The sequence below is a fragment of the Nostoc sp. genome (genome assembly GCF_036917755.1).
Lineage (GTDB): Bacteria > Cyanobacteriota > Cyanobacteriia > Cyanobacteriales > Nostocaceae > Nostoc.
In genome coordinates this window covers 1-24,270 of the sequence record NZ_JBALFC010000159.1, presented here as the reverse complement: position 1 = coordinate 24,270, position 24,270 = coordinate 1, and the positions used below count along the sequence as shown (strand labels likewise).

21 protein-coding genes and 2 pseudogenes are annotated in these 24,270 nt (G+C 39.8%); 17 read left to right on the top strand and 6 right to left on the bottom strand.

The genetic code is table 11. The features are described from left to right. Positions 1 to 86 precede the first annotated feature (86 nt). The 3 genes from V7L05_RS34445 to V7L05_RS34435 form a co-directional block, all read right to left on the bottom strand. Positions 87 to 278, bottom strand: a complete 192-nt coding sequence (locus V7L05_RS34445) for an element excision factor XisI family protein (RefSeq protein ID WP_335170759.1) — start codon at positions 276 to 278, stop codon at positions 87 to 89. A gap of 113 nt (positions 279 to 391) precedes the next feature. Further along, positions 392 to 997: a Uma2 family endonuclease gene (locus tag V7L05_RS34440; protein ID WP_335170758.1), complete on the bottom strand. Its 606-nt coding sequence runs from the start codon at positions 995 to 997 to the stop codon at positions 392 to 394. A gap of 131 nt (positions 998 to 1,128) precedes the next feature. Next, on the bottom strand, positions 1,129 to 2,742 hold the full coding sequence (locus V7L05_RS34435; RefSeq protein WP_335170757.1) for an NAD(P)H-quinone oxidoreductase subunit 4: 1,614 nt from the start codon (positions 2,740 to 2,742) through the stop codon (positions 1,129 to 1,131). A gap of 262 nt (positions 2,743 to 3,004) precedes the next feature. Here V7L05_RS34435 and V7L05_RS34430 point away from each other — a divergent pair, with 262 nt between their 5' ends. The 5 genes from V7L05_RS34430 to V7L05_RS34410 all read left to right on the top strand — a co-directional run bounded on the left by V7L05_RS34430 (position 3,005) and on the right by V7L05_RS34410 (position 6,982). Beyond that, on the top strand, positions 3,005 to 3,163 hold the full coding sequence (locus V7L05_RS34430; protein ID WP_335170756.1) for a hypothetical protein: 159 nt from the start codon (positions 3,005 to 3,007) through the stop codon (positions 3,161 to 3,163). Positions 3,164 to 3,363: 200 nt separating this feature from the next. Beyond that, on the top strand, positions 3,364 to 4,098 hold the full coding sequence (locus V7L05_RS34425; RefSeq protein WP_335170755.1) for a glutathione peroxidase: 735 nt from the start codon (positions 3,364 to 3,366) through the stop codon (positions 4,096 to 4,098). Positions 4,099 to 4,331: 233 nt separating this feature from the next. Then, a complete protein-coding gene (locus tag V7L05_RS34420) occupies positions 4,332 to 5,573 on the top strand; it encodes a hypothetical protein (protein ID WP_335170754.1) in 1,242 nt (413 codons plus the stop codon). A gap of 36 nt (positions 5,574 to 5,609) precedes the next feature. Next, positions 5,610 to 6,377, top strand: a complete 768-nt coding sequence (locus V7L05_RS34415) for a phosphatase PAP2 family protein (protein ID WP_335170753.1) — start codon at positions 5,610 to 5,612, stop codon at positions 6,375 to 6,377. A 407-nt stretch (positions 6,378 to 6,784) separates the two neighbouring features. Further along, on the top strand, positions 6,785 to 6,982 hold the full coding sequence (locus V7L05_RS34410) for a hypothetical protein (RefSeq protein WP_335170751.1): 198 nt from the start codon (positions 6,785 to 6,787) through the stop codon (positions 6,980 to 6,982). A 129-nt stretch (positions 6,983 to 7,111) separates the two neighbouring features. Here V7L05_RS34410 and V7L05_RS34405 read toward each other — a convergent pair whose 3' ends face one another. Both V7L05_RS34405 and V7L05_RS34400 read right to left on the bottom strand, forming a co-directional pair. Then, on the bottom strand, positions 7,112 to 7,753 hold the full coding sequence (locus V7L05_RS34405; RefSeq protein ID WP_335170750.1) for a hypothetical protein: 642 nt from the start codon (positions 7,751 to 7,753) through the stop codon (positions 7,112 to 7,114). Positions 7,754 to 8,043: 290 nt separating this feature from the next. Then, positions 8,044 to 8,907 (bottom strand): transcriptional regulator, encoded by an 864-nt coding sequence (locus tag V7L05_RS34400; RefSeq protein ID WP_335170749.1) that lies wholly within the window; start codon positions 8,905 to 8,907, stop codon positions 8,044 to 8,046. A 265-nt stretch (positions 8,908 to 9,172) separates the two neighbouring features. Between V7L05_RS34400 and V7L05_RS34395 the strand changes: the two genes are divergently transcribed. The 6 genes from V7L05_RS34395 (at position 9,173) to cas3 (V7L05_RS34370) (ending at position 16,682) form a co-directional block, all read left to right on the top strand. After that, positions 9,173 to 9,424 carry a DUF433 domain-containing protein gene (locus V7L05_RS34395; protein ID WP_335170748.1) on the top strand — a complete coding sequence of 84 codons (252 nt, stop codon included), beginning with the start codon at positions 9,173 to 9,175 and terminating at the stop codon, positions 9,422 to 9,424. After that, complete coding sequence (locus V7L05_RS34390) at positions 9,421 to 9,780, top strand: DUF5615 family PIN-like protein (protein WP_335170747.1); 360 nt, start codon at positions 9,421 to 9,423, stop codon at positions 9,778 to 9,780. Before V7L05_RS34395 ends, V7L05_RS34390 begins: the two co-directional genes overlap by 4 nt. A 122-nt stretch (positions 9,781 to 9,902) precedes the next feature. Beyond that, complete coding sequence (locus tag V7L05_RS34385) at positions 9,903 to 12,599, top strand: CRISPR-associated protein Csc3 (protein WP_335170745.1); 2,697 nt, start codon at positions 9,903 to 9,905, stop codon at positions 12,597 to 12,599. Positions 12,600 to 12,616: 17 nt separating this feature from the next. Next, the gene (gene cas7d / locus V7L05_RS34380) at positions 12,617 to 13,651 is read left to right on the top strand and encodes a type I-D CRISPR-associated protein Cas7/Csc2 (protein WP_335170744.1); all 1,035 of its coding nucleotides are present in this window, start codon (positions 12,617 to 12,619) and stop codon (positions 13,649 to 13,651) included. Between the two features lie 3 nt (positions 13,652 to 13,654). After that, complete coding sequence (gene cas5d / locus V7L05_RS34375) at positions 13,655 to 14,413, top strand: type I-D CRISPR-associated protein Cas5/Csc1 (RefSeq protein WP_335170743.1); 759 nt, start codon at positions 13,655 to 13,657, stop codon at positions 14,411 to 14,413. Beyond that, positions 14,406 to 16,682: a type I-D CRISPR-associated helicase Cas3' gene (gene cas3, locus V7L05_RS34370; protein ID WP_335170742.1), complete on the top strand. Its 2,277-nt coding sequence runs from the start codon at positions 14,406 to 14,408 to the stop codon at positions 16,680 to 16,682. The genes cas5d (V7L05_RS34375) and cas3 (V7L05_RS34370) overlap by 8 nt, the downstream gene beginning before the upstream one ends. Positions 16,683 to 16,936: 254 nt before the next feature. On the opposite strand, the gene V7L05_RS34365 is transcribed toward cas3 (V7L05_RS34370), so the two are convergent. Then, on the bottom strand, positions 16,937 to 17,803 hold the full coding sequence (locus V7L05_RS34365; RefSeq protein WP_335170741.1) for a WYL domain-containing protein: 867 nt from the start codon (positions 17,801 to 17,803) through the stop codon (positions 16,937 to 16,939). A gap of 100 nt (positions 17,804 to 17,903) precedes the next feature. Between V7L05_RS34365 and cas3 (V7L05_RS34360) the strand changes: the two genes are divergently transcribed. The 6 genes and pseudogenes from cas3 (V7L05_RS34360) to cas4 form a co-directional block, all read left to right on the top strand. Then, the gene (cas3, locus tag V7L05_RS34360; RefSeq protein WP_335170740.1) at positions 17,904 to 19,901 is read left to right on the top strand and encodes a type I-D CRISPR-associated helicase Cas3'; all 1,998 of its coding nucleotides are present in this window, start codon (positions 17,904 to 17,906) and stop codon (positions 19,899 to 19,901) included. Then, positions 19,805 to 20,995 (top strand): annotated as a pseudogene (gene cas10d, locus V7L05_RS34355) (type I-D CRISPR-associated protein Cas10d/Csc3); the annotation flags it as partial. The gene cas3 (V7L05_RS34360) and the pseudogene cas10d, both read left to right, overlap by 97 nt. 168 nt (positions 20,996 to 21,163) lie before the next feature. After that, complete coding sequence (gene cas7d / locus V7L05_RS34350; RefSeq protein WP_335170739.1) at positions 21,164 to 22,174, top strand: type I-D CRISPR-associated protein Cas7/Csc2; 1,011 nt, start codon at positions 21,164 to 21,166, stop codon at positions 22,172 to 22,174. 5 nt (positions 22,175 to 22,179) lie between these two features. After that, positions 22,180 to 22,899, top strand: coding sequence for a type I-D CRISPR-associated protein Cas5/Csc1 (gene cas5d / locus V7L05_RS34345; protein ID WP_335170738.1), 720 nt, complete (start codon positions 22,180 to 22,182; stop codon positions 22,897 to 22,899). A 50-nt stretch (positions 22,900 to 22,949) separates the two neighbouring features. Further along, positions 22,950 to 23,768: a CRISPR-associated endoribonuclease Cas6 gene (gene cas6, locus V7L05_RS34340; RefSeq protein ID WP_335170737.1), complete on the top strand. Its 819-nt coding sequence runs from the start codon at positions 22,950 to 22,952 to the stop codon at positions 23,766 to 23,768. A gap of 29 nt (positions 23,769 to 23,797) precedes the next feature. Next, positions 23,798 to 24,178 (top strand): annotated as a pseudogene (gene cas4 / locus V7L05_RS34335) (CRISPR-associated protein Cas4); the annotation flags it as partial. Positions 24,179 to 24,270: the final 92 nt, after the last annotated feature.

Here is a 24,270-nt window from a genome sequence, read left to right as displayed (position 1 = left end):
GTCTGCTGGTTAGAGAGTTGTGTATCAAGAAGTATCAAAAGACATAAGTGTTTTAGCGATCGCTCTTTGGAGAAAAACTTTTTGGTTTACTGATACACGGCGCTTATTTGACCACCCCGCGTTGACAAGTTGGTAGCGATGCCTACGGCGGGGCAAAGCCCAACGCGTTCTCTATCAAAAATAACTTCTGCTTCGACTTCTTCGTTGCTGCCTTTGATTTCGCTGTAAGCTAGCAACAGTTCTTGAATAAGTTGACGGTACTGTTCTACTTTTGCCATTTTACGTTCACGAAGTGTGCCGGAGGCATTCGCCTCTTCTTCAGTCGTACAGAATTCAATTCTGAATTCTGACTCCTGAGTTCTGAATTCTTCTTATAAAACTAGCTTACTGCCTACCAAACTTGACTTAAATCCAAAACAAACCCAGGTAGCAATGTTTCACCATAAAGGGTTTTAGGGTTATTTAAAACTTCAATCGCAGTATTAGGACGATAAATAAAAACTTGGCGTTGTTTTCTATCAATTAACCAACCAAGTTGTGTTCCATTATCAATATACTCTTGCATCTTATCTTGTAAAACTTGCAAGCGATCGCTCTCAGAACGCAACTCAATCACGAACTCAGGACAAATCGGCGCAAACTTTTTTCGCAGTTCCGGTGGTATAGCTTCCCAACGTGTACGTTTTATCCACGCCGCATCTGGAGATCGCACCGCACCATTCGGCAAAGTAAACCCACCACTGGAACCAAACCCTACACCTGTACCATCTTGCTTTACCCAAATACCCAACTGAACAATAACGTCAAAGTTGCGTTCATCGGTTTCGGAACCAGTAGGGGGCATAATCACTAATTCTCCAGCAGGATTACGTTCGATGCGAAAGTCGCGGTTTAGCTGACAAAATTCATAAAATTGGTCTTCGGTTAGTGCGATCGCAGGTTGCAATTGCAAGACCATTGGTACAATTTCTGTAGCTATAGGTAAGTTAATGGTCATAATTCAGATTTTGGGGACTTCACCTGTCTTCAGGATATATCTTGGCAAAATTTTAGGGGTGGTTTCGTAACCACCCCTTTATTCCCCTAATATTTAGAATTTAGTTACAGCCCCCTGAATGGGAAGTTAATTTACTCAGAAATATTAATCGAACTTTCAACTTGAGAATTAGCCAATGTTGGTGTAGAGAAGATACGCGAGTATAGACTTGATGGTTGCTGATGGGCAACAACTGGTAGAACTTGGCGAGCATGAGCGGCTAATTCCACTGCCTTTACATCATAAGTCTGCGTTGCCAACTTGGGATAGAAACCGATACCGATGATTGGCAGTAGCAAACAAGCGGTAATAAATATTTCGCGGGGTTTGACATCAGATATTACAGCATCCAAGTGTAACTCTTCACTTTGCTCACCATAGAACACTTGACGCAGCATCGACAGTAAATAAATCGGTGTTAAAATCACGCCAACGGCTGACAGCAGCACGACTACAACTTTGAAGCTGGAACTGTAAACATCACTGGTGGCGATACCCAAAAATACCATCAACTCACCCACAAAACCACTCATTCCGGGTAAGGCGAGAGAAGCCATTGAACCAATGGTAAACAGAGCAAAGGTTTTGGGCATTACTTTCGCCATACCGCCCATTTTATCCATCATTAAGGTGTGGGTGCGATCGTAAGTCACGCCAGAGAGGAAGAACAAGCTAGCAGCAATCAAGCCGTGAGAAACCATCTGTAGCACTGCACCACTAATACCCAGTTCTGTGTAGGAGGCAATCCCAATCAGCACAAACCCCATGTGGGCAATTGAAGAGTAAGCCAAGCGGCGTTTGAGATTGGTTTGGGCAAAGGCACAGCAAGCACCGTAGACAATGTTCACTACACCCAAAACCGCTAACACTGGCGCAAAAGTCACATGGGCATTGGGCAACATTTCCACATTGAAGCGGATAAGGGCATAACCACCCATTTTTAACAACACACCAGCCAAAATCATCGAACCGGGTGCTGATGCTTCACCGTGAGCATCAGGTAGCCAAGTGTGTAAAGGGAAAATTGGTAACTTCACCCCGAAGGCTATCAAGAAACCTGCATAAACCAACAATTCCAAGGTTTTGGGGTATTCCTTCATTCCCAGAGCCGCCATGTCGAAGGTGACGGTATCTCCAGAGAATGCCATTGCAAAACCGGCAATCAAGATAAATATTGATGCGGCGGCGGTGTAAAGAATGAACTTGGTAGCGGCATAACGGCGGTTTTGTCCTCCCCAGATGGAAATCAGCAGGTAAACTGGCACTAACTCGATTTCCCACATTAGGAAGAATAACAGCAAATCCTGGGCGACAAATACTCCAAGCTGGGCGCTGTACATCGCTAACATCAAACCATAAAATAATCGCGGCTTGGTGGTAACTTTCCAAGCCGCAAATATTGCGAGGGTATTTATTAAACCTGTCAGAAGCAGTAAGGGCATCGATAATCCATCAACCCCCACAGCCCAATGCAAACCTAACTGCGGTACCCAAGGATAGTTTTCTACAAGTTGGAGTGTTGAACTCTGAAAGTCGTACTTATACCAAAAGGCATAAATCATCAGTGCAAAGTCGGCGATCGCAACTCCTAAACCATACCACCGGACGGTTCTACCTTCCTTGTCTGGGATTAGGGGAATGGCTAAGGCAGCCACCAAGGGTAAGAGGATTATGGCTGTTAGCCAGGGAAATTCAATAGCATTCATCACTTCTGACAATCAATTTGCTTTCTCGCTTTTAGTTACATTGTATGAAGTAATTTGTACTTTTGTAACCTTTATTGAAGTTTAAAAGATTAAATTTTTGCTTCCAACAGGAATATATACTCATCGAATCTGAATTTATCAGGACAAAATAAGAAGAAATACTTATCGGATTTTGACGGGTTCCATTCTAAATATAAACTTTTGCAACGTCAAGAAAAAACAGCAGCTAAAGCCTAATACGCTTGGGTTAAGGCTTAACTCTTTGTCAAAGTCAATTTTTTTAACCAGCCGCCTTCTTTACGAGATGCTGCGCGATCGCAAATCTCAAATCTCAAATCGTTTGACAATTGTCCAAACTTCCCCATGCGATCGGACATCGGGAATGGAGATTGTCTTAAACTCAGTAATGAAGGGCTTGTAATAAACTAGGAGTCAGAATTCAGGAGTCAGAATTGCTGAATACTCTACCCATAAAGGGATAGAGGTTTAATCAGGAAGAATATTTAATACTAGTTTTGCGTACCAAGGACGAAAGCGCTTAGCGGGACGAAGTAGGGTTTTAACCACTTCTCGCATGATAGGTTATGACTGGAATTGTGATTACTAAAGGCAAGCAAAATTATGTTCACCGATCGCAAAGGGCAAAGAGTACCCAATGTTACTTTCCATACTCGCAATAACAACGACTGGGTGGACGTGACAACCGATGAGCTTTTTGCTGGTAAGACAGTAGTTGTCTTCTCTTTACCGGGTGCTTATACTCCAACTTGCTCATCAACTCATCTCCCTGGCTACAACGAATTGGCTAAGGTTTTCAAAGAAAATGGTGTTGATGACATTATCTGTATTTCTGTCAATGATGCCTTTGTGATGAACGAATGGGCAAAGGATCAAGAGGCAGAAAATATCACACTAATTCCCGATGGTAATGGTGAATTTACTGAAGGTATGGGTCTACTGGTAGATAAATCAGACTTGGGGTTTGGGAAGCGATCGTGGCGTTATTCTATGCTGGTGAAAGATGGTGTAATTAACCAGATGTTTATTGAGCCAGACGAGCCAGGAGATCCTTTTAAGGTGTCCGATGCCGAAACAATGCTTAGATACATCAACCCTCAAGCAGTGAAGCCGGAAGTAGTTTCTCTGTTTGCAAAAGTTGGCTGTCCTTTCTGTGCGCGTGCGAAGGCGATGCTCAAGGAACATGGCATCAACTACGAAGAAATTACTTTGGGTAAGGATATCACCACGCGATCGTTAAAAGCAGTTACAGGTGCGACAACAGTTCCCCAAGTGTTTATCGATGGTAAATTAATTGGTGGTTCTGAGGCATTAGAAGCCTACTTCGCTGCTAAATAGGTTTCAGTTGGCGCACACAGCCGTTACCAAAGTCATGCTATTTTTTACCGCAGCCTGATTTGTAACAATTGAAAGCCACAGATCCCCGACTTCTTTGAGAAGTCGGGGATCTTTTTTCTCAAAAGTCAGCAGTTAACAAATCTTCAGATGAGTAGATGTATTTTTGCCCAGTTACTTACTACTGATCATCTAAAATTGATTCGGATTGAATTTCCATTTATTTAAAAAACAATATGTTTGCCAGAATCCGCCGAATTTTGAGTCAATTTTTTAGTAAATCAAGGACAATCAACAACGAACCACTGAATAAAGTGAGTTTGATTGTGATTATTTTAATTGATATTTTTATCTTGTTTAATGTTTTTACGGGACTGGATGATATTAGCAGATGGTATATCAGTCCGACCGAGGCTTATCCATGTTATTCAGAGTGGCAAGATTACCGGACAAAAACCACTAAAGATAAAGACTATGAAATTGTTAGACTTTCATTGCCATCTGAGACGAACAATCAACTCAGTTTTCAGCGAAACTATCAACAAGCCGAAGCAGGACATCTGGGTAAGGTTTCTAAAACGTGCTTGCAATATGCCGATTACAAAGATAAGATTAACAATCCTGAAAAGCAGCAAATCATCAAAAATATTGATCATAAACAAGCGATAATCACTAGGCTTGAACAAGATAATGGCACTATTCAAGCCCAATATGACTCAACACTGTTAGAAAAAATTGCCGGTCAGGGTCGTGAACAATCAATTAATCAAGTCAGTGCTGAAAAAGCTAAACAGGTATTAGAACTAAATAATCGCCAAATTTCTACCCTTAAACAAGAAAATTCTACTCTTAAAAATGAACTGCTTGGCAAACCGGAAAGCATTAGTTTTATAACCCTTCTTAAAGATGACAATCAATTCCGGGAAGTTGATCAAGGCTATCATCAGGCATTATTTTGGTATCCAAGCATCCAGCTTGCTTTTCAGTCTCTCTTTCTTCTACCGTTGATTCTCATTGCCTTATCAGTTCACAAATTTGCCCAAGGAAGAGGATATGGACTCATCTCGCTAATTAGCTGGCATTTGCTAGTTATCTTTTTTATCCCGCTAATCGTTAAAATATTTGAATTTATTCAAATAGGCGCAATATTTAAATTTCTATTTGATATAATTAGTGCCATTTTTGGTGGTTTACTTTTCCTGATCAATTATGTTTATATCTTACTGATTCCAATTATTGGTTTTGGAATTATCCAGTTTTTTCAAAGATTTGTCTTTAATGCTAAAGTCCAAGCAGCTAGCAGAGTTCAAAAATCACGCTGTGTCAATTGTGCTAAAAAAATTCGACACCTTGATACTTGCTGTCCGCACTGTGGTTATTACCAGTACACTGAATGCCAAAACTGTCATAATCTTACTTATACACATTTGCCGTATTGTAAACATTGTGGAACTTCTCAAGATTCTAGTAATTTGTAATCAGTGAAGTCGTTTATCAGTCTTTTTAACTTAGATATGGAAAAAGTGAAGACAGCCAATAAAGAGAGTCAGTCGCCTGTTTCTTTTCTCAAAAACCTGTTGATTGCGCGTTGGCGATCGCTCTTACTCCTCTTGATCGGAGTATATTTACCTTTGCAGGCGTTTGAAATCCTGACAGTGAAGATATGGCAGAATCAAGCTGGCTTACCGTGGGATGTGCCTATTCTGTTAGCAGTTCATTCTACAGTAAACCCACAGCTGGATGTTTTAGCCGTGACGCTAGCGATAATTGGGTTGCCTTGGACGGCGATACCGATTTTAGGTGCGATCGCACTCATATTATTACTTCAAAAACGCTGGCGATCGCTAGCTTATTTACTCACCGCCTCAGTCGGAAGCATCATCATCAACCGCACAGCAAAGGAATTAATGCATCGAGTGCGTCCACAATTGTGGCAGTCCATTGCACCTGAGTCTAGTTTTGCATTTCCCAGCGCTCATGCCATGACGAGTATAACTCTGGTAGCAATTTTACTATTCTTAACTTGGGCTAGCTCTTGGCGCTGGTTGGTTCTCATATTCGGCAGCTTATATATAATAGCTATTGCGTGGTGTCGTCTCTATTTGGGAGTTCACTTTCCCAGTGACATTCTCGCGGGTTGGATGGTTGCATTAGGTTGGACAATTGGTGTCAGTCTAATTATCAAGCCCTATGGAACTAAAGCCAAATCCGTAGATGGCGAACGCCTTGAAGATGAAACTACGTTACTCCCTGAAGAAAAAAAGTTGCTAACTGAGGAGTGATATTATGTCTGCTTAAAGACTTATGATTTAGGCTGACACATAGACACGGAGAGATTTTAATGATAAATGATATGAAAGCTTGTTATCGTGTCCATTACTAATAACCCAAGTTGCTAGTTACTCTCATGGGCGATCGCTTTGGGACAGTTAAGCAATAAAATGCCCTCCAAGAAGAAAATTAGGAGGGCTATATGCTAAACGAAATAATGTTTCACAGCCTCTGACTTCATTCTACTTTGAAAATGAGAATACACTAACTAGCGATCGCTCACTTAAATCTTCTGGTAGTTAATTTGTACTATTCTGACTGCACCTCTACTTACCACTTTGTCAATATTTAGATGCATTTGCCCTGTATGCCCATGTGACTGCTCTTTCTCCTTTACAGGAGCGTATTCTTATTCTACTTGGCTTCTCAACTACTATTTACACTCAACTTGGTGGTCAATCTTTTACTCCTGAGTAGCCTTTCTTCTAACTCCCGAAAAAATCGGCGAACCGGGAGTCATAATCAGGACTTACGCAACTGGCACAAGCAATGGCGCGGTTCAGACTTTAGAGCAGGATTTACAGGGAAGCGATCGCTCTCTATGGCTGGCAATTAAAACCGCCTTAGATTCTGGTAGATCAATTGACTGGTGCGCTAAAAATATTCCGAAATGTTGATACTGTTGCTCGTTCTTGATCATCATGGTTTCCACCTTGGTAACATAACTCAATTACTACCGTAAGTCTCAATCATCATAAGGTTGTGGGTCGAGAATCTCTATATCTCCAGGCGATACTTGCCTAACTCCACCAGTTGGATATAAGTCTGAAGAATTAAGAATTTCCACAATTATTTTAGAACCCTTACTACCCAATTGATATCCACCAAAAACTGCAAATTCACCTGTACTTTTAATTCTTAAAATTAACTTGTAAACTTGCCCGGAAGGGTTAACAGCTTTGTACTCTCCACCTAACATCTGTTTCTCCTGATTCAAAAGATTTTTCAGCAATCTTGCAGCCTGTTCATTACCTTTTGGTAGAAATTTGGGCAACCAGTATGAAGCCTTCGCTACTTGCTGAGGCTGTTGTGATAATTTGTTAGATAGGATAACTATGACGCGCCGGAAGCCAATACGCGGGAGTAAATACTTTAGCCAAAGTTCTATTTCACTTGCATTTGCCTTCTCTAGTCCTCGCTCTAGAAGAAGCTCAAAGTGTTTTTTGTTCTTCAGTACGGCATTAGCCAACTTTAAACCAATGACAGAATCCCGATCTAAAAGGGCGTTTATCTCATCGAACTGATCTGATTCCGGTAAACTCATCAGCCTCCGTTGTAAAGCCTTATGGTCTTCAAAATCTTTATCAGTAATAAATCGGCTAGTCATATTATCTTTCCTATTAATATTTTATGACGTTTCTTATCCGACTTAAGTACATCCTGACATCACCAAATGTCATCTTCTATCTATCTTGGCGGTCGCTGTTCTGTCTTAATCATTATTAGGGGATAAAAGTTGTCAAACTATCTATCAAATTAAACATGGATTGTTATCGAATTATTTGATTGAGCAACTAAAACGTCCAGATATTGTTATATCAATGGTTTAATTTTTAGGCACTCGGCGCGGCGGAGCCGCGCCATTGCTTGTGCCAGTTGCGTAAGTCGTGATAATATTTAACTCTTAGTATTGACATCATACAACTGGCATAAGGTAAAGAGTTTTTCTTTTAGGCGATCGCGCAGACTCTCTGGTGATACAATTACGCAATCTTCCCAGTAACGTGCAACTTCTCGAATCAGCCAAAACTCGTTGACAACCCGCCGCACCACTTGACGCACATCCCCAATCATTTCGTCTTCTAAGTCATCTTCCCTACGTTGATAAGACTTTACCATCCAACCTCGAAAGTGCAAGTACACTTTTATATCGTCTAATCCTTCTCGCCATTCGCCGCTTGCAGGAACAATTGAGCAGATTTTATCAAAAATTAAATTGCGGTTGTGCCAAAGTTCTGGCAAATCAGGAATCAAATTTTCTACATCCTCTGTCTCTTCACACCAAATCATTAAATAAAAGCGTTTTTCAAAGAAGCGTGGTTCTGCATAACGTACCGTATACTGTAGTTCTTGCCCTTGAGAATTTTCATAAAGCAGGTAAAAAGGCTGTTTATTTTGCCTATATTCATCTATTTGACTTCGCCATGCTTGTACGAGTTTACTTGCTTGCTTGAGTAAAGATTGGCGGATTGCTGCATCCAAATTTCCTCGCTCTAACAAAAGTGTAAGTATAGTTTGAGCTTCCCCTATCTGACCTGCATCACTCAGGGCTTTTATTGCTTGCTGTAAGGCATTAACTTGGTTTGAGTCAAGTATGAAGGGCTTTCCGACCTCTACAGATTGTTGGGCGATCGCCACTATTAACCCCGAAATACTGGGTTCTTTGCCCCAAGTGATATTGAATTGGCGTGCGATCGCTTCTAGCTGTTCCTTAGTTCCTGGAGGAATTGACAGTGTAATCGTTTCTTTTTTTCTCGGCATTGCTTAATTGTAATTACACTATTGACATGAATGGTATTTAAAGTTATTTTATATGTATACCAAGTTAATCAATAATTTCAATACCAAAAAACACAATGTTATTCGTATTTCTCACCTATCGGGGGTAGTTAGTACTACTCCCATTTCCTGAAAAAGCAGCTAGTGAGGTCAACGACCATGACTGATGATTATTTGCTGTCCAGAATTTCCCTTGACTCCAATATTTGTTTCAGTAAACCTTGTATTAGAGGTCATCGTATAAACCATGAACGAACAAACATTACTAGAAAGAATTACATTTTACCCCCAAATCTTTGGCGGTAAACCGATCATTCGAGGTCGTCGCCTAGCTGTTGAACATATTTTAGGAATGTTAGCAGTAGGAGATACTATTGAAACTTTGCTAGAAGCTTATCCCTGGTTAGAACGGGAAGATGTACAAGCCTGTTTAGTCTATGCACGAAGGTTAGTTGGTCATGAACGAGTTGAACCTTTATTGATAGAATTCCCAAGGTGAAAATACTACTAGATATTTGCATTAATACTAGGGTGCGTACCGATTTACAAACGGCTGGGTATGATGTAGTTTGGTCTGGAGATTGGCCAAAAGATCCAGGTGACGAGGAAATTTTAGCAACCGCCTATCGTGAAGGTAGAATTTTAGTCACCCTTGATAAAGATTTTGGAGAGTTAGCAATTCTGCGGGGAAATCCTCACTGTGGTATCTTGCGCTTAGTTAATCTCTCAACCAAAGAACAATCAATAGTTTGTTTGCGGGTACTTCAGCTTTACGGAAACGAATTATTTTCTGGTGCAATTGTAACTGCTGAATTAGATAGAGTCAGAATTCGCCCACCTGAAAATAGGGCTTGAAAATTCATTCAATAAAAACTCATACTAGTGGCGCAATAAATTAAGACAGACTATGGTGATTGTTGACCACTTAGTGAGACTGAGTTTGGCATTAAATCTATTTACAATTTATATCTTTCAATATGATTAAGCGCAGTCGGCTTTTAAATGCTCCTCCCAAAACCTTGGAGGAGCGTTATTTTAGTGAAATCCGCCCCCAGCTTTACGAAAATCATGCACATCACCATCAATACGGCGTAAGAAAGGGTACGACCCTTGCAGAACACCTCGATTCTGCGTGTCAGTTCATTTTGACAGTTAGCCGAATCGCAGAAGTTCCAGAAGATAAAAGACCTTTGCTACTAGCCGCAACTGCTGTACATGACCTGAATAAATTAGATCCTCAAGAACGAAAAGTAAAAACCTTAGCTAGAAATAAGGACTTTTTACGAGAACAGCTAGAAAAGGCTTGTGTACTGACTTTTGTTATCTCAGAAGATGATTTGGAGTTAGTCAGAAAGCTAATTGAACGTCATTCAGGTCATAACGTCAGCGATGGAGCAAGATTTTTACCAGAAGACCCAAATATTGAACGTTGGGCGGCGATGCTTACAGCTGCGGACTTATTTGATTTAGGAATTCCAGATGCACAACGTTTTCGCAAACTGGAAAAAGAATTAACCGTTGCTTTTGGGCGAAGCTGTAACCTTTTTAGAATAAGCATTTCTGAAGATAAAGGCTATATTACAGCCCTATTGCTGGGTGCTTGCGAAGAGGTTTTACAAAAGTATGGGTTAAATCCTTTAGCAATTTTCCCTGATGGCGAACTTTTTGAAGGGGAAGCTTTAGCAAATGTAGATTTGACAAAAGAAATAGCTGCTGTTTGGCAAAGTAAAATTGACCAAGTTTTTGGGAATAATATCGAAAGACTTGTCAGACCTACTAAGGATGGTATTAAAGTTACTTATCAAGCCATCCAACAAAATATTGAGGAAGTTTTGGTAAATGTTGAGGCTCTTTTAGAAAGGAAAAAAGCTGGTTATAAATCAGACAAGATTGCTAAAGATGTAACGAAATGGGGTGATGTGGCTGGTGCAGATGCACTAATAAAAGCGGCTGAACTTCAGTTATTACCTGTAAGTAATGCAGAAGAATTTGCCATATCTGAAGGTTTAAAGGCAGCTTACCTCAGTTATAGAGAAGCCGGATTAAGCCCTAAAGAAGTTTGGGATAAAATCGCTCATCATACGGGTATATCCGAACTTCAGCGTACTGCAATTGAGCCATTTAATGGTCAATATGGGCGACCTTTATTTGCTGCTAAGGCTGCTGTTAAAGGAATTGAGGGTATTAAAGAAGCTCTAAAAGAATCTTTCCAACTAAGAAAGGAAAGTACACAAATATCTGAAGAAACAGAAGTATCTGAAGAAATGATTGCAGCCGTTAGCCGAATGGTAAATTTACCTTTTGCTATTCGGCTAAATGGAGCTAATGATTTAAATGCTTATGTAGAAGCAAATCCCAGACAAAGATGCTCTTTAGGTTCTACTTCCACTGATATAGATGAGCTAATTTCAGATAATATGCCTCCTGGTACAAAAGTACAAGCTTTTTCTAACCGCTTACCGGGTGGTATCAGTGCTGAACCGAAAAGACAAGCAGATTCAATTGCGGCTTTAGCCTACCAATTAATGGCAGTCGGGGCGAACTTTCCTGCTGTTAAAAAACAAGACCCGCTTTATTTGCACTTAGCATTACCTAAAGGTTCTGCTCCAGAACTGTTGAGAATTTGGCGTGAACTTTTAAAACAGCTTGCAGCGACAAATGCTGAAGGTGGTACTGTCACTATTGATGAATTGAAATTATATAAAGATAACCAGCTTGAATTTAAAGCTAACAAAGTAGTCGGTTTAGCATTACCAAAGCGTCCTGATTTTATTCATACATCTGTCATTATTCCTTTACTTTGGGGAGATGTTAATAATTCTTTAGCTTTACTAAAATCACTGAGGCTTGCTTTAGAAATTTCCCTGTCTTTAGATATTGGCTTTCCTTTTACCTTGAGTAGCAATTTAGAAGTGGAGTTATCTAGTGATATTTATGGACGAATAGAGGGAATTCCTTCTGCACTGCAAACTTTATTGGGAAATGGGCAATATCAGCAACGCAAAGATGCAGAAAAAATTCTTGAGCGACTACGTTGCATTGGCAAACTAGCAACATCTGTTGCAAGTATTCAGAAAGCTGATGATTGTTTGTATGATTTGGCTCGTGCTTGTGTCAGACCAATTGAACTTTATTATGTCTTGTTACGTTGGACTCTGCGGGAACAAGATGAACCAAATTTGAGCGTTATTTGGAGTCGCATTTGTGAGCCGTTAAATACTTTGTTGGAGAATCTTATGCCAAATGAAACCTCGCTTTTAACTAAGTATCTCAAAGAAGCTGCTCAAATTGCAGCACAAGCTAACTTGAAGGGAAGTTCTTTTAAAAGAACTGCTCAAGTAGAACCTTTTACAGCCTTTATTGCTGCTATTCGTTCTCAAAAATCCCATCTGGATTTAGAGATAATTTTTGCTGCCTTAGTGCAGCAATATTACACTCGTTTAGACCGAATTAATCGTGAATATCGTGTAGGTGCAACAAAATTGGAGCAAGTTAAGCGTTATTACGATGTATTACGAAAACTATATGACGAAGTTTATTCAGCACGTCCTGAAAAGTTTTTATCTGACCAAAAAACTTTAGAAGCTGCTTATTTATTCTTCCTTGAGGAAGCACGTAAACAACTTAAAAGTCAATCTGAAGATGATTCTGTAGAAATAACTACAACTGTTTAAATAATTAGGAGTTTGTCATGTCCATTTCAAAACTTTCCTCAGTACTAGCCACAAGTTATGAGAATTTCCCAAAAGGACGTTTTATTACTTTAGTTGTTTTAAGAACAACCCATTCTGAAACTATCTTTCGCACAGAAGGTTCAGGTGAGCCAATGTGCAGTGAATTTGTCCAAGCTGGTTTAGAGGGTGAAAATCAAAAAACTATAATTCAACGCTTGGTAATGACTAAGCGTAAACAAGTAGCACCAGAAAGACGCTACGGACGAGAACATTTAAGAGCGCATGAGCTTTTATACACTAACCCTAAAGATGGCTCTCTTTGTGCTTTAAATACTAATTCACCTTGTGAAATGTGTGTAGATTGTTTCCTTTATGGCTTCGCTGCTGGTGGTGGTGGCGCACAGAAAAGTCGGATTTGGACTGAAGATGCTTTTAGTATTTTACCTGCTAGTGATGTTGTAGGCGATCGCACCATAAACGCCATCTACGAAACTGGCACAATGCGCGATGAAAAAGGTAACGCATCAACAGCTTTAAATACCAGCGAATACATCAAACCAGGTGTGCATTTTCTGGATGTCGTCACCTTAAAAGATGTAACTGCGGATGAATTGCGCTATATCATCGGTAACATTCTTTTTACAAGTCGTTATGGTGCGGTTTCCAGTCGTGTTGGACGAATGGAAAACCAAATATTTGGTGTATTTGGTAGTATTACCGAACTTCCTAGTTCTCTGGAACTTGTACAAGCTACCTATGATGTATTAGGTAAGTCTTTAGAACACCCTTTGAATATTAATCAATTAATTACAGCAAGCAAACAAGTAATTGCTAATTGGAAAAATAAGAGAGGAGTTTCTGTGCAGGTATCTGAAGAAGAATTAGTAAATTTACTGACTGATGTAGAAACTAATTGGTCAGAAGCTGAACGGGATAATTTTCTCAAGCGTTTAACGCAATCCTATGAATCCTTCCGTCAGGTTGCACCTGAAAAAAGCAAAGGTAAAGGTAAAGGCAAAGGCAAAAATACACTAGTTGAAGTAGAGATTTAGGTTATGTCAACAATTCCTTTTCAGCAGGCAAAACTTGTTGAATTATACTGTCTTGAACCAGTCTTTTTTGCCTCTAGGGAGTTGTCTGATACCTATTACACTGAGGGGGTAATTGGGAATTATGCTCTTACCTATGCTTTAGGTTGGGTAAATTCCCCCTATCGCCTCCAAGGTCAGGCTACAGGACGACCAACCTACAAAGAAGATTTGCAACCAATAGCACAAGCTGGTTATATCTTACCAGCTTCACCAGTAGGTAGAGTGACATTCAGATTTGAACGTTTCAATGCTCTTTCTGATTCTTATTGGTATGCAATGACTAATAACCGCGTTGCTACGGCGCGGGAAGATTTACCATTACAACGCCAAGGTAAAAAACCAAGTTCATTTAGACCAAGTAATTTCCCGCAAACTGGAAGACTACGGATGATTGAACGCAGAAACAAATTTCAAACTTTGATATTTGGAAATTACCAATTACCAAATTATATTCGCCTTGGGAAATTCATGAGTAAAGTCAAGGTGAATGTGCTTAATGAATTTCCTGTGACTTTACTACCAGAAGGTGAATATCAAAGTCAACATTATCTAAATGCTGCTGATTTACCACAGCAAATAGAGGCTTTAGCGTTCGATTTAATTTCTATTCCTCCTGCACCCATCATTAAAAATCTTCGTTTTTGGGGTGCTGCTTGGCAAGTTGGGGAAATGATTGTACCAGCAGGTTTACATTTTTGCGGTAGAGAAAGTAACAATGAGTAATCAAAGATTAGTTATCAGATTAGAACCGCGCAGTATTTCAGCTTGTGCATCTTTGCCAGATAAACTATCTTTTATGGAGAATGCACTTCAACATCAAGTTGATGTATTTGAACAATCTAAGGATGCAGATATTATCCTTGATTTAGCACCAACTGGCACAGGGAAAACCAATGCAGGACTAACAGTATTAAAACATCAGCCAAATAAAAGTGCTGTTTACATTGCTCCAACTAATGCTTTAATTGAACAGCAAACAGAAGCCGCAAAAAAATTTGTTATTCAAGCCAATTTACCTCATGTGGTCAAATCAGCTTCGGCTAAAGATATTAAAAGTTGGTCTAACGGTAAAGTTGGCAGTCGTTCGGGGGAAAAGCTATATAATGTTTTGCGAAATCCCGCTACAGTTTTTGATGATGTTGGGGCGAATACACCAATTCTATTGGTAACAAATCCTGATATTTTTTACTATGCAACTTTCTTTGCATATAACAACCTAGATAGGGGTAATATCGCCAGTAGTTTTTACACCAAATTTTCCACAGTCATTTTTGATGAATTTCACCTCTACGATGCTAAACAGCTAGTAGGAATGCTGTTTTATCTTGCTTATTCTCAAGTTTTTCGCTTTTTTGAGAACGGACGCAAGGTAGTATTGCTGACAGCTACACCAGAACCAGCTTGTGAATTAGCATTGCAGAATTTAAAACAGGCTGGTGTGAAAATAGCAAGAATTAATGGAGAAGCTGGTAATACTAATCTTTTACCGTCACAAACAGCAGTTAATCTGGAATTAAGACCAAAACCAGATAGTAAGGAAGAGTGGTTAGCAGAGTTAGCAGCAGAAGTTGTCCAACGTTTTCGAGAAAGACCTAATGAAAATGGTGCTGTAATTCTTGACTCTCTTGATAATATTAATCGTCTCTCAGATTTACTGCGACAGCAAGGACTTGGTGATGACATCGGACGCATTACAGGCCCTGCGCCCAAAAAAGATAGACAAAGGGCTATGCAGTGTCAAATCATTTTGGCTACTAGCACTGTAGATGTAGGATTTAACTTTGAAAGACATCCTGAACCGAAACGCCAAAATTTAGATTGGTTAATTTTTTCAGCACGCGATCGCGCCGCATTTTGGCAGAGAATTGGTAGAGTAGGGCGTGTCTTGGGTAAGTCTGAAACTAATATTGACTCGGAGGCTATTGCTTACTTACCTGCTAACGCCTGGGAAGAAGGTTTGACCTCTCTAGATACTACTGGGGGACGTACAGCGCTAAAAGACTTACTTGAAACACTTCCCTGTTTGGATAAGCCTTATTTAACAGCTTACTGGCGTTCAGAAGCATCTCTAGAAATTGCACGTCCTTTATTAGAACTAGAAGAAGTCTTTGAAAATCTAGCAGGTGCGGAATTAATTCCGAAACTGTTTGAGACTTTAAAATCAGTTTTAGAAGGTAAACGTACTTGGGAAGAGTATCGCTATAGGATGAAAGTTTTACGAGGTGCTGAAAATATTGCTAAAGAGTCTCTAGAAAAATTGAAAACAAACTGGAAATATCTTAAAGGTGGCCAAGCTTTCGTCAAAACCTATATCAAGGTAAAATCCCCTGAAGAATGGGATGATTTACAATCTGGACGCACAACTTTAAAAGCATACGAAGATGTGTTTAAACAAGATAATGTACTGGCTGAACTAAAAGAATTTGCTGAGGTTTTTAGTACAAGCTATGCACCATTATTTAGCTTTCGTTATAGTCTATTTGAAAATTTGCCAATTCGTGACCCGCATAATTTAGTTACAGATGAATCTGAAGAAGCACAGCTAGAACCTTTTCATCTATTACGTTATTACGAATTTGCTCAGAATAGTGACTTTATCGAAATCAAAAGTCGTGCTACCGAAACCTATAAACTGAGTTTTAGAATGCGTTATATTGGTAGCCGACAAGAGTTTGTTAATACAGAGCTAAATAAGTTAACAGCTTTTAAAAATTGTCAAGTTGTCCGCAGTATTGGAGAAGCAGTACGACCAACGCCGGAATTACAGGCATTATCAAAATACTTGTTACCAGGAGTAATTATTTGCCCCAGGGCTAATGCTGCTGCTCTTTTCCAATTACGTAAACAAGGAATTATTTCCTATCCCATAAATATTGTTTGCGATGATGGTGAAAAACAATATGAGTTTTTAGCAGGATTGTCAGGAATCTTAACAATGGCAATGAAGTTTAAACAGCTACGTCTTCCAGATGATGAGGTTTTTATTGCGTGATAAATAATTAAATTCTCGCACCAATGGCAATACAGTTCAGTTAAGCAATTTTTTCCTTCTCTTTCTGTGTCCTTTGCGCCTCTGTGGTTCGTTAAAAAAAATGACTTTGACAAAGAGTGCTAGCCTTAACTGAACCGTATTGGCACCAATGGTGCGAGAATTTGTTGAAAATTCATTTAAATGTTATCTTCAAAGCGGATGTGAAGCTGATAGTTTTCTCTTGCTTCAACTGCAATAATATCTTCAAGCATAAATTACTTGCTGATTTCAATATCGTACAACTGGCATAAGGTGAGGACTTTTTGCTTAAGGCGATCGCGCACATTCTCTGGTAATATCACTACACAATCTGGTGCATATTGCATGACTTCGCGGCTAAACCAAAATGTACTGGATACTCGCCTGACAACTCGCCGAACTCGCGCTTTATCTGGTATCCACTCACTAATATTGTCTTCTTGTTTAGCTTGATAGGCAAAAGCCAAGCCAGAAAATAAGTGCATTTCTACTTTTATTTCATCCAAATTGGTACGCCATTCACCAGAAATTGGCATGATAGCGGCTTCAGTAATCCGGTCTAATCGTAAACTCCAATTGTGAATTAGTTCTGGTATATCAAAGTTTCCTTCTGTCTCTTCGCACCAGCAATCAAGATATTGCCGCTTTTCGTGAGGGGTAACTTTGGCATGGCGAACAGTAAAATTAAACACACGCTCTGCTGCATCTTGATAGGAAAGCTGAAAGGGCTGTTCGCGCAAGATGTAGCGGTCTATCTCTAAGCGCCAAGCTGGGGGCAAATTCTCTAAGAAACGTTCGATTTCGCCCCGTAACGGTAATGATAGTTCGCTGCGTTCAAGAAGTAAGTTTGCAATGACTTGGGCTTGTTCAATTTGCCCGATGTCTGTCAATGCATTGATACATCTATGTAATGCCCTGATGCGTAGTTCTTTCCAATCGTTATTGTTACCGATGAGTAACTTACGTTGAGCGATCGCTTTAATTAACTTGGAGATGTTAGGCTCCTCTCCCCACATCATACCGAATTCACGAGCGATCGCTTCTAGCTCGGCTTTGTCGCGTTCTGATATCGATAGTGTAATAGATTGACCTTTTCGACTCATTAAAAATGTCCGTGTACTTTATACGTATTTTGTCTTGTCAACTTCTATTTTGCGTGCCAATATAGTTTTTAACAACCAGTTACGGACACTATTTAAGTGTATGTCCGAAAATTACAGAATTACTCTCAAGCCTGTTTACTCCCAAACCGTCCCGACACCAGACGGGGTGAAATTACCTAAAGATTGGTCGCTTTCTTGGCATCAAGCCGCAACTTTAGAAGCGTTGCGCGATCCAAATATTGATGTCGTGTTCAACACTGCGATGACTGGCGATGGTAAAAGTCTCGCGGCTTACCTAGAAGTTCTTCAGGGCGAATTTTCTGGGATCGGACTTTACCCAACCAATGAACTCGCCCGCGATCAAGAAACGCAGATTAGAGGATATATTGAGCAATTCCAGCCAGCGAATCAGCCGCGTGTAGTGCGACTTAGTGGGGCTGATTTAGAGATTTATGCAGAAAATGAGGGATTGAAAAAAGGAGCTGCGATCGCAACTCTTACTAACCAGAGAGAAGCATTATTAACTAACCCTGATATTTTTCATTATTTGCATAGAGGTGCTTATATAATTCACGGCGATAGCCCAGATAAGCTATGGGGCAGAATTGATAAAGATTTTGACTTGTTTATTTTTGATGAATTTCATGTTTTTGCTGCTCCACAAATTGCTAGTGTGATTAACACAATGTTGTTAATTCGCTGTACAAATCGCCGCAAGAAATTTCTGTTTCTCTCAGCCACACCAGATACAAACTTAATTGGGCGATTAGAAAAAGCAGGATTTCGTTGTAAAGAAATTGATCCTCTAAAACAAAATAAATATCAATTTCCTGATACACCAGAACAAGGGCAGCAACTGCAAGCACAGGGCTGGCGGCAAGTAGCACGGACAATTACGCTGAATTTTATTCCTTTGGAACCATCGTTTAAAGCTTCGGAAACCTGGCTAAAAGAAAATAGTGATTTGATTTTGGCTCAGTTTCAGCAGTATCCAGGAAGTAAAGGCGCAATCATCCTCAACTCAATCGCAGCAGTCAAGCGCCTAACTCAATTTTTTCGGGAAATATTACAGCCTTACGGATTGAAAGTTGGAGAGAATACAGGGTTATCGGGAAAAGGAGAAAAGGAGCGAAGTCTTGCTGCTGACTTGGTTATTGGTACTAGCACAATTGATGTTGGGGTTGATTTCAAAATCAATTTCCTAATTTTTGAATCATCTGATGCAGGTAACTTTATCCAACGTTTAGGACGCTTAGGAAGGCATGATGAATATGAGAAAGATGGTCAGATAGTTAAGTTTGATAATTTCACAGCTTTATCTCTAATTCCTAACTTTTTGGTAGAGCGCTTGTTTAAGGGAGATACTCCACCGTTAGAAGTGAATAGTATTTGCGATCGCCCCTCTTTTCACAATATAATTACTGAGAATTATCGACAAATCAACGATTTTCGTGGTTATTATCGTCGATGGGGCGCTGTGCAATCATTTTGGCTGTTTTATCAGTTGAGCGATCGCACAATTAAACAACAGTATGCACAAAGCCGAGACAAGTTTCAAGAAGCCTGTGAACAATTATTTGAAACTAGTCTGAAGTCACAAGCTGGACGTATTCAAGGATGGGCGAAAGATTGGCAAGCACTTTCTGGTAAATCAGGAAATCCCATTGCTGAGGATGCTGCTAGTTTTCGAGGTTCAAGTCCTTTGCAATGTGGTTTATATGACTTAACGGAAGAAAACGAGGCAGATAGGTTTAAAACCTACGATTTACCGGGTATTTTGGGAAATTTAGAGATTGAAATGTGGACAGAAGCGGCATTTATACGGACACTCAAAGAAACCGCAGAACGCACCCGACAACCCATTGCCAAAGGTAGATTTGCTCATTGTCTAGCATTTATGAAGTTACGTTCTTACCGAGAGGAACGGCTGAACTGGAAGTTTACCTATTCTGGAAACTTGCAGCCAATTTCTGACGCTTGGAAAGTTCAGGTTTTGACAATGGTATTGCTCAAACTCGCTTTGATACGAGCGTTCGCAATCATTTTATCAGTAAAGATTTACAGGCGAACTTGGGGCGCGATCGCTACCAAAGTGTAGATAGTTTCTTAATTGATGAAAACCTCCAGCGTGACAAGGATCGCACCTTTAAACTTTCCTATCCTGAAGACCAGCCTTTAACATTTTACTTCATGGCGCTCCCGCCAGGAAGAGACAGCACCGATACAGAATCTTGGGTAATGCCAACTTGGTTAGCGTTTGCTTTCCCCATGATTTTAGATGTTAAAACTGTGGTTTCAGAGTCGCCGATTCCACCCTTTAATGATGGGGCTGAGTTTGAGGAAAGCGTTTTCCTTGACAGTGCGCCTCATGCTTTCCGTTCTTTAGTAAGGCGCGATCGCTTCCGTCTTGACTACATCCTCGAAGGTTGGAATGAAAACGGCATCCAATACCCAGCACCTTTAAATGTGCTTACCGCCGCTTATGCCATTCATTTAGATGTGAATGCACGACAGGGTAAGTCTGGTTACGATGCCAATTGGGGGAGATTTACAGAACTGGCTAAAGATTTTGAAACCAGTCCCCTGTACGTCTTTTCTTACCTCAATCGCTGGGTGCGTAACCAGAGTTCGGAAACAGCGCGAATTGAAAAAATCCGGCTTTATGCCTATCATTTTTATCCTTGTTTTGACCCTTATGTGAAATATGACACTAATATGGAGCAATTAATTGTGGCAGAAGTATCAAGTCTGAATCACCCTAAGAAATTAACAGATTTATACCGCAGATTTTACCGAGCTAATAAGCGTTATAATCCCAAATCTAATGCTGTGTTGAAACCAGTTGATATTGCGGCTGAAACTATACTCAAAGCTGAGTCAAGTGTGTTTCAGGGAGAAACATTAGTTACGGCTGTTGCAGCAGAAGTTTTTAAACTCATGGATCGTGTTCATTCTTCTACTGCTGAAGGACGCTGGATTATGAGCAAACGAGAAGAAGAACGGCAAGCTGTTCTAGATTTTGCCAAGTATTTTGTAGTGGAGGTATTTGATAAATCATTTGCGGGCGATCGCGCTCGTTTAGCTGGCCGTCAACTCAACTTAATTCGAGATACCTGTGAATTTCTTTATCGTCTGGAAGATGACAAAGAAAATGCAGGAAAATCTAAAGTTGAAAATGATGAAAATGAATAATCAAATTAGAGCCAGGGCGACTAGAAGTCGCGGCTACACAAACAAAGTCCGCCTACGCGGACTAATAAAAAAATGGGTGTTTTTAACCCACGTAGGTGGGTTTCGCCTGTGTAGATGCGGTTTATAACCGCCGATTTAACTTAAATAACCTCATTTTGGAGATAAATCATGGCAATTTTAAAAACTGTTGAATCCAAATTCTTTCAAGCCGAGATTCCTTATAAACCAATGGGTAAATATGTCCACTTTCTCACTGTTCGCATTACTGAATCTTATCCTCTATTTCAGACAGATGCAGAACTGAATAAAGCACGGGTAAGAGCAGGAGTTAAAGACAAAACCACAATTAGCCGTTTGTCAATGTTCAAGCGCAAACAGTCTACACCAGAGCGTTTAGTTGGTCGAGAATTACTGCGTAACTATGGATTAATGACGGCTGAAGAATGCGAGTATAACGTGAATTTTGCAATGGATAATCCTGATTGCATCATTTATGGTTTTGCTATTGGTGACTCTGGCTCTGAAAAATCGAAAGTTGTGGTAGACACGGCATTTTCAATTACAGCTTTTGATGAATCACACGAAACATTTACCCTCAACGCTCCTTATGAAAATGGCACGATGGCTTCCAAGGGTGAAAATGGTTCTAAACCTGGTGAAGTTACCAGTCGAATTAATCAACAAGACCACATTAGACCTCAAGTTTTCTTTCCTAGTATTGTCACGTTAAAAGACCCCACTGAGGCTAGCTTCCTTTATGTTTTTAATAACATTCTGCGAACTCGTCATTATGGAGCGCAAACCACCCGTACAGGTCGTGTTAGAAACGAGTTAATTGGCGTTGTATTTGCAGACGGAGAAATCACCAGTAACCTGCGCTGGACTCAGGCAATATATGACCAAATGAAATCCAATAATACCCTAAATGCTCCCGATCCGCTAGATGAAGATGATGTAATTACTGCTGCTAAAAATACTATTGAGGCATTAATGGTTGATGAGTTTATTGTGCATACTGATTTAATAGGTGATGCTTTTGTACCCCTTTTGAATGAAGTAAAGACTCTCACAGGTAGTGAAACAGGAATAAAGTCAATTCTCCAAAAAGCTGATGTAGAAGCTAAAGAATACGCCAAAAAACACATCAGCAAAAAGAAAACTGCTGCTAAGTTAGGATAATACCTATGTTAATAATTTATTGCTGTCAATTAGAACTTCATGACAGTCTATATTACGCAACTCGTGAAATTGGACGACTCTACGAAACAGAACCAGTGATTCATAACTATGCACTCTGCTACGCATTAGGGTTAGTGGATAGCAAAATTTACTCTACTACCGTTGTTGAAAAACATTCTTATCGTTACTTTTGTCCTGAACAAGTTCCTAAATACGAGGAACATTTAACACCCCTAAATGAACAGGGGATTTATCTAACACCCTCTTTTGCAGTTAACTATACTGCTACTCTCAATACATGGAAGTATGCGAATAACAACTACCATGTTGAGATGGAAAAAACGCAAAAAAATATTCCAAGTTTTGGTAGAGCAAAAGAAATTGCACCAGAAAGCAGATTTGAGTTTTTTGTAATTTCACAAAAGCAATTAAAGCTACCAAAATGGATTCGATTAGGTAAATGGATGAGTAAATGTGAACTCACAATTCAAGAGGTTAGCAAAATTAAATTAAAAACAGGTGACTTCACTTTTCCTCACCTATTGAATCCTTTAGATGTGATGTTTACCCATCAAGTTGTTAGCTATGATGTGGTAAATATGCCTCCAGTAAGTCTGATTCGAAATGTCAGCATTTGCCAAGGGCAATATTACGAATTCGATAATCCCAATAAAACTGAAAAATTGCGTTTACCTGCAAAAATGCAGTATCGATTTAAAGCTTAATTTCAAGTGGTGGGCATTGCTCACCTTACATCTACCATTCTAAATTACTCATGCCTCATAGTCTTGTCCTTTACCTGATTCCCCAATCTCCCATTTATCCCGAATTTTTAACTGGGAGACATCTGCACGCACTATTTCTGACTCTTGTCAGTTTTGCCGATAAATCTTTGGCAGACTATCTGCACTCCTCCAATGCAGATAAAGCCTTTACTCTCTCTCCTCTACAAATACAACGACAACACAAACAACATCATCACTCTTTGCAATTTAGCCATCAAAAACTTATCCCGGCTGATACTCCCATTTGGTGGCGTGTTTCCTTACTCGATGGCACTTTATTTCAAAAATTAGCTCCATTGTGGCTAAATTTAAACCCCAATCATCCTTGGCATTTAGGTTCGGCAGATTTGTATATCACTAGCATTCAAGGCACACCACAATCAACCCAACCTTGGGCTAATGCTTGCACCTATGAGCAGTTGTATGAGCAAGCTAGTGATAGCGATCGCACCCTCAATTTCAACTTTGCTACACCTGTATCATTCCGTCAAGGTGGATATGATACTGTTCTACCTATCAAAGAATGTGTTTTCAATAGCCTCCTTAGTCGTTGGAACAAATATAGTGGGATAGAAATTTCTAGTATTCCCATTGAATCAATTTATCCAAGTGCTTTTGACATTAACAGTGAAGTTGTCAGCAATTATGAAAGTAAGTTCATAGGTTGTGTTGGTGGAATAAGCTATCGGATTTTGGGTGATATTGAATCAACAAGTATCAAGCAAATTAATGCTTTAGCTGACTTTGCATTATATGCAGGATTGGGGCGTAAAACAACAATGGGTATGGGAATAGTACGCCGTGTGTAAATATGTCATTGACATTTAAATTGAAACCTATGAATGAGAGTGATTATATTCCGATTGCTGCTTTAAATCAGTATAGCTATTGTTCGCATCGCTGCTGGCGAATGTTTTGTGCAGGAGAATTTACTGATAATCAATACACAATTGAAGGTACAAGTTTACATGAGCGAGTTCATACAGTTGGTGAAGGACAACGTGAAGATACTTGGCAAATACGAGCAATTTGGCTGAAGTCTGAAAAATATAAGCTCATAGGCAAATCAGATTTAATTGAATCAGAAAACGGTGAATTTTATCCAATAGAGTACAAACGAGGACGTAAGGGCGAGTGGGATAACGATGAATTACAAGTTTGCGCTCAAGCCTTATGTTTAGAAGAAATGACCGGTAAATCCATCAGTAATGGTTACATCCTAGTGTGGTAAAATTTACTAGAGAAGACGACTCTCTAAATTAGCCAAGTAACCCTTGGGATCTCTGCGAAATCGATATTGTTCAATTCTGG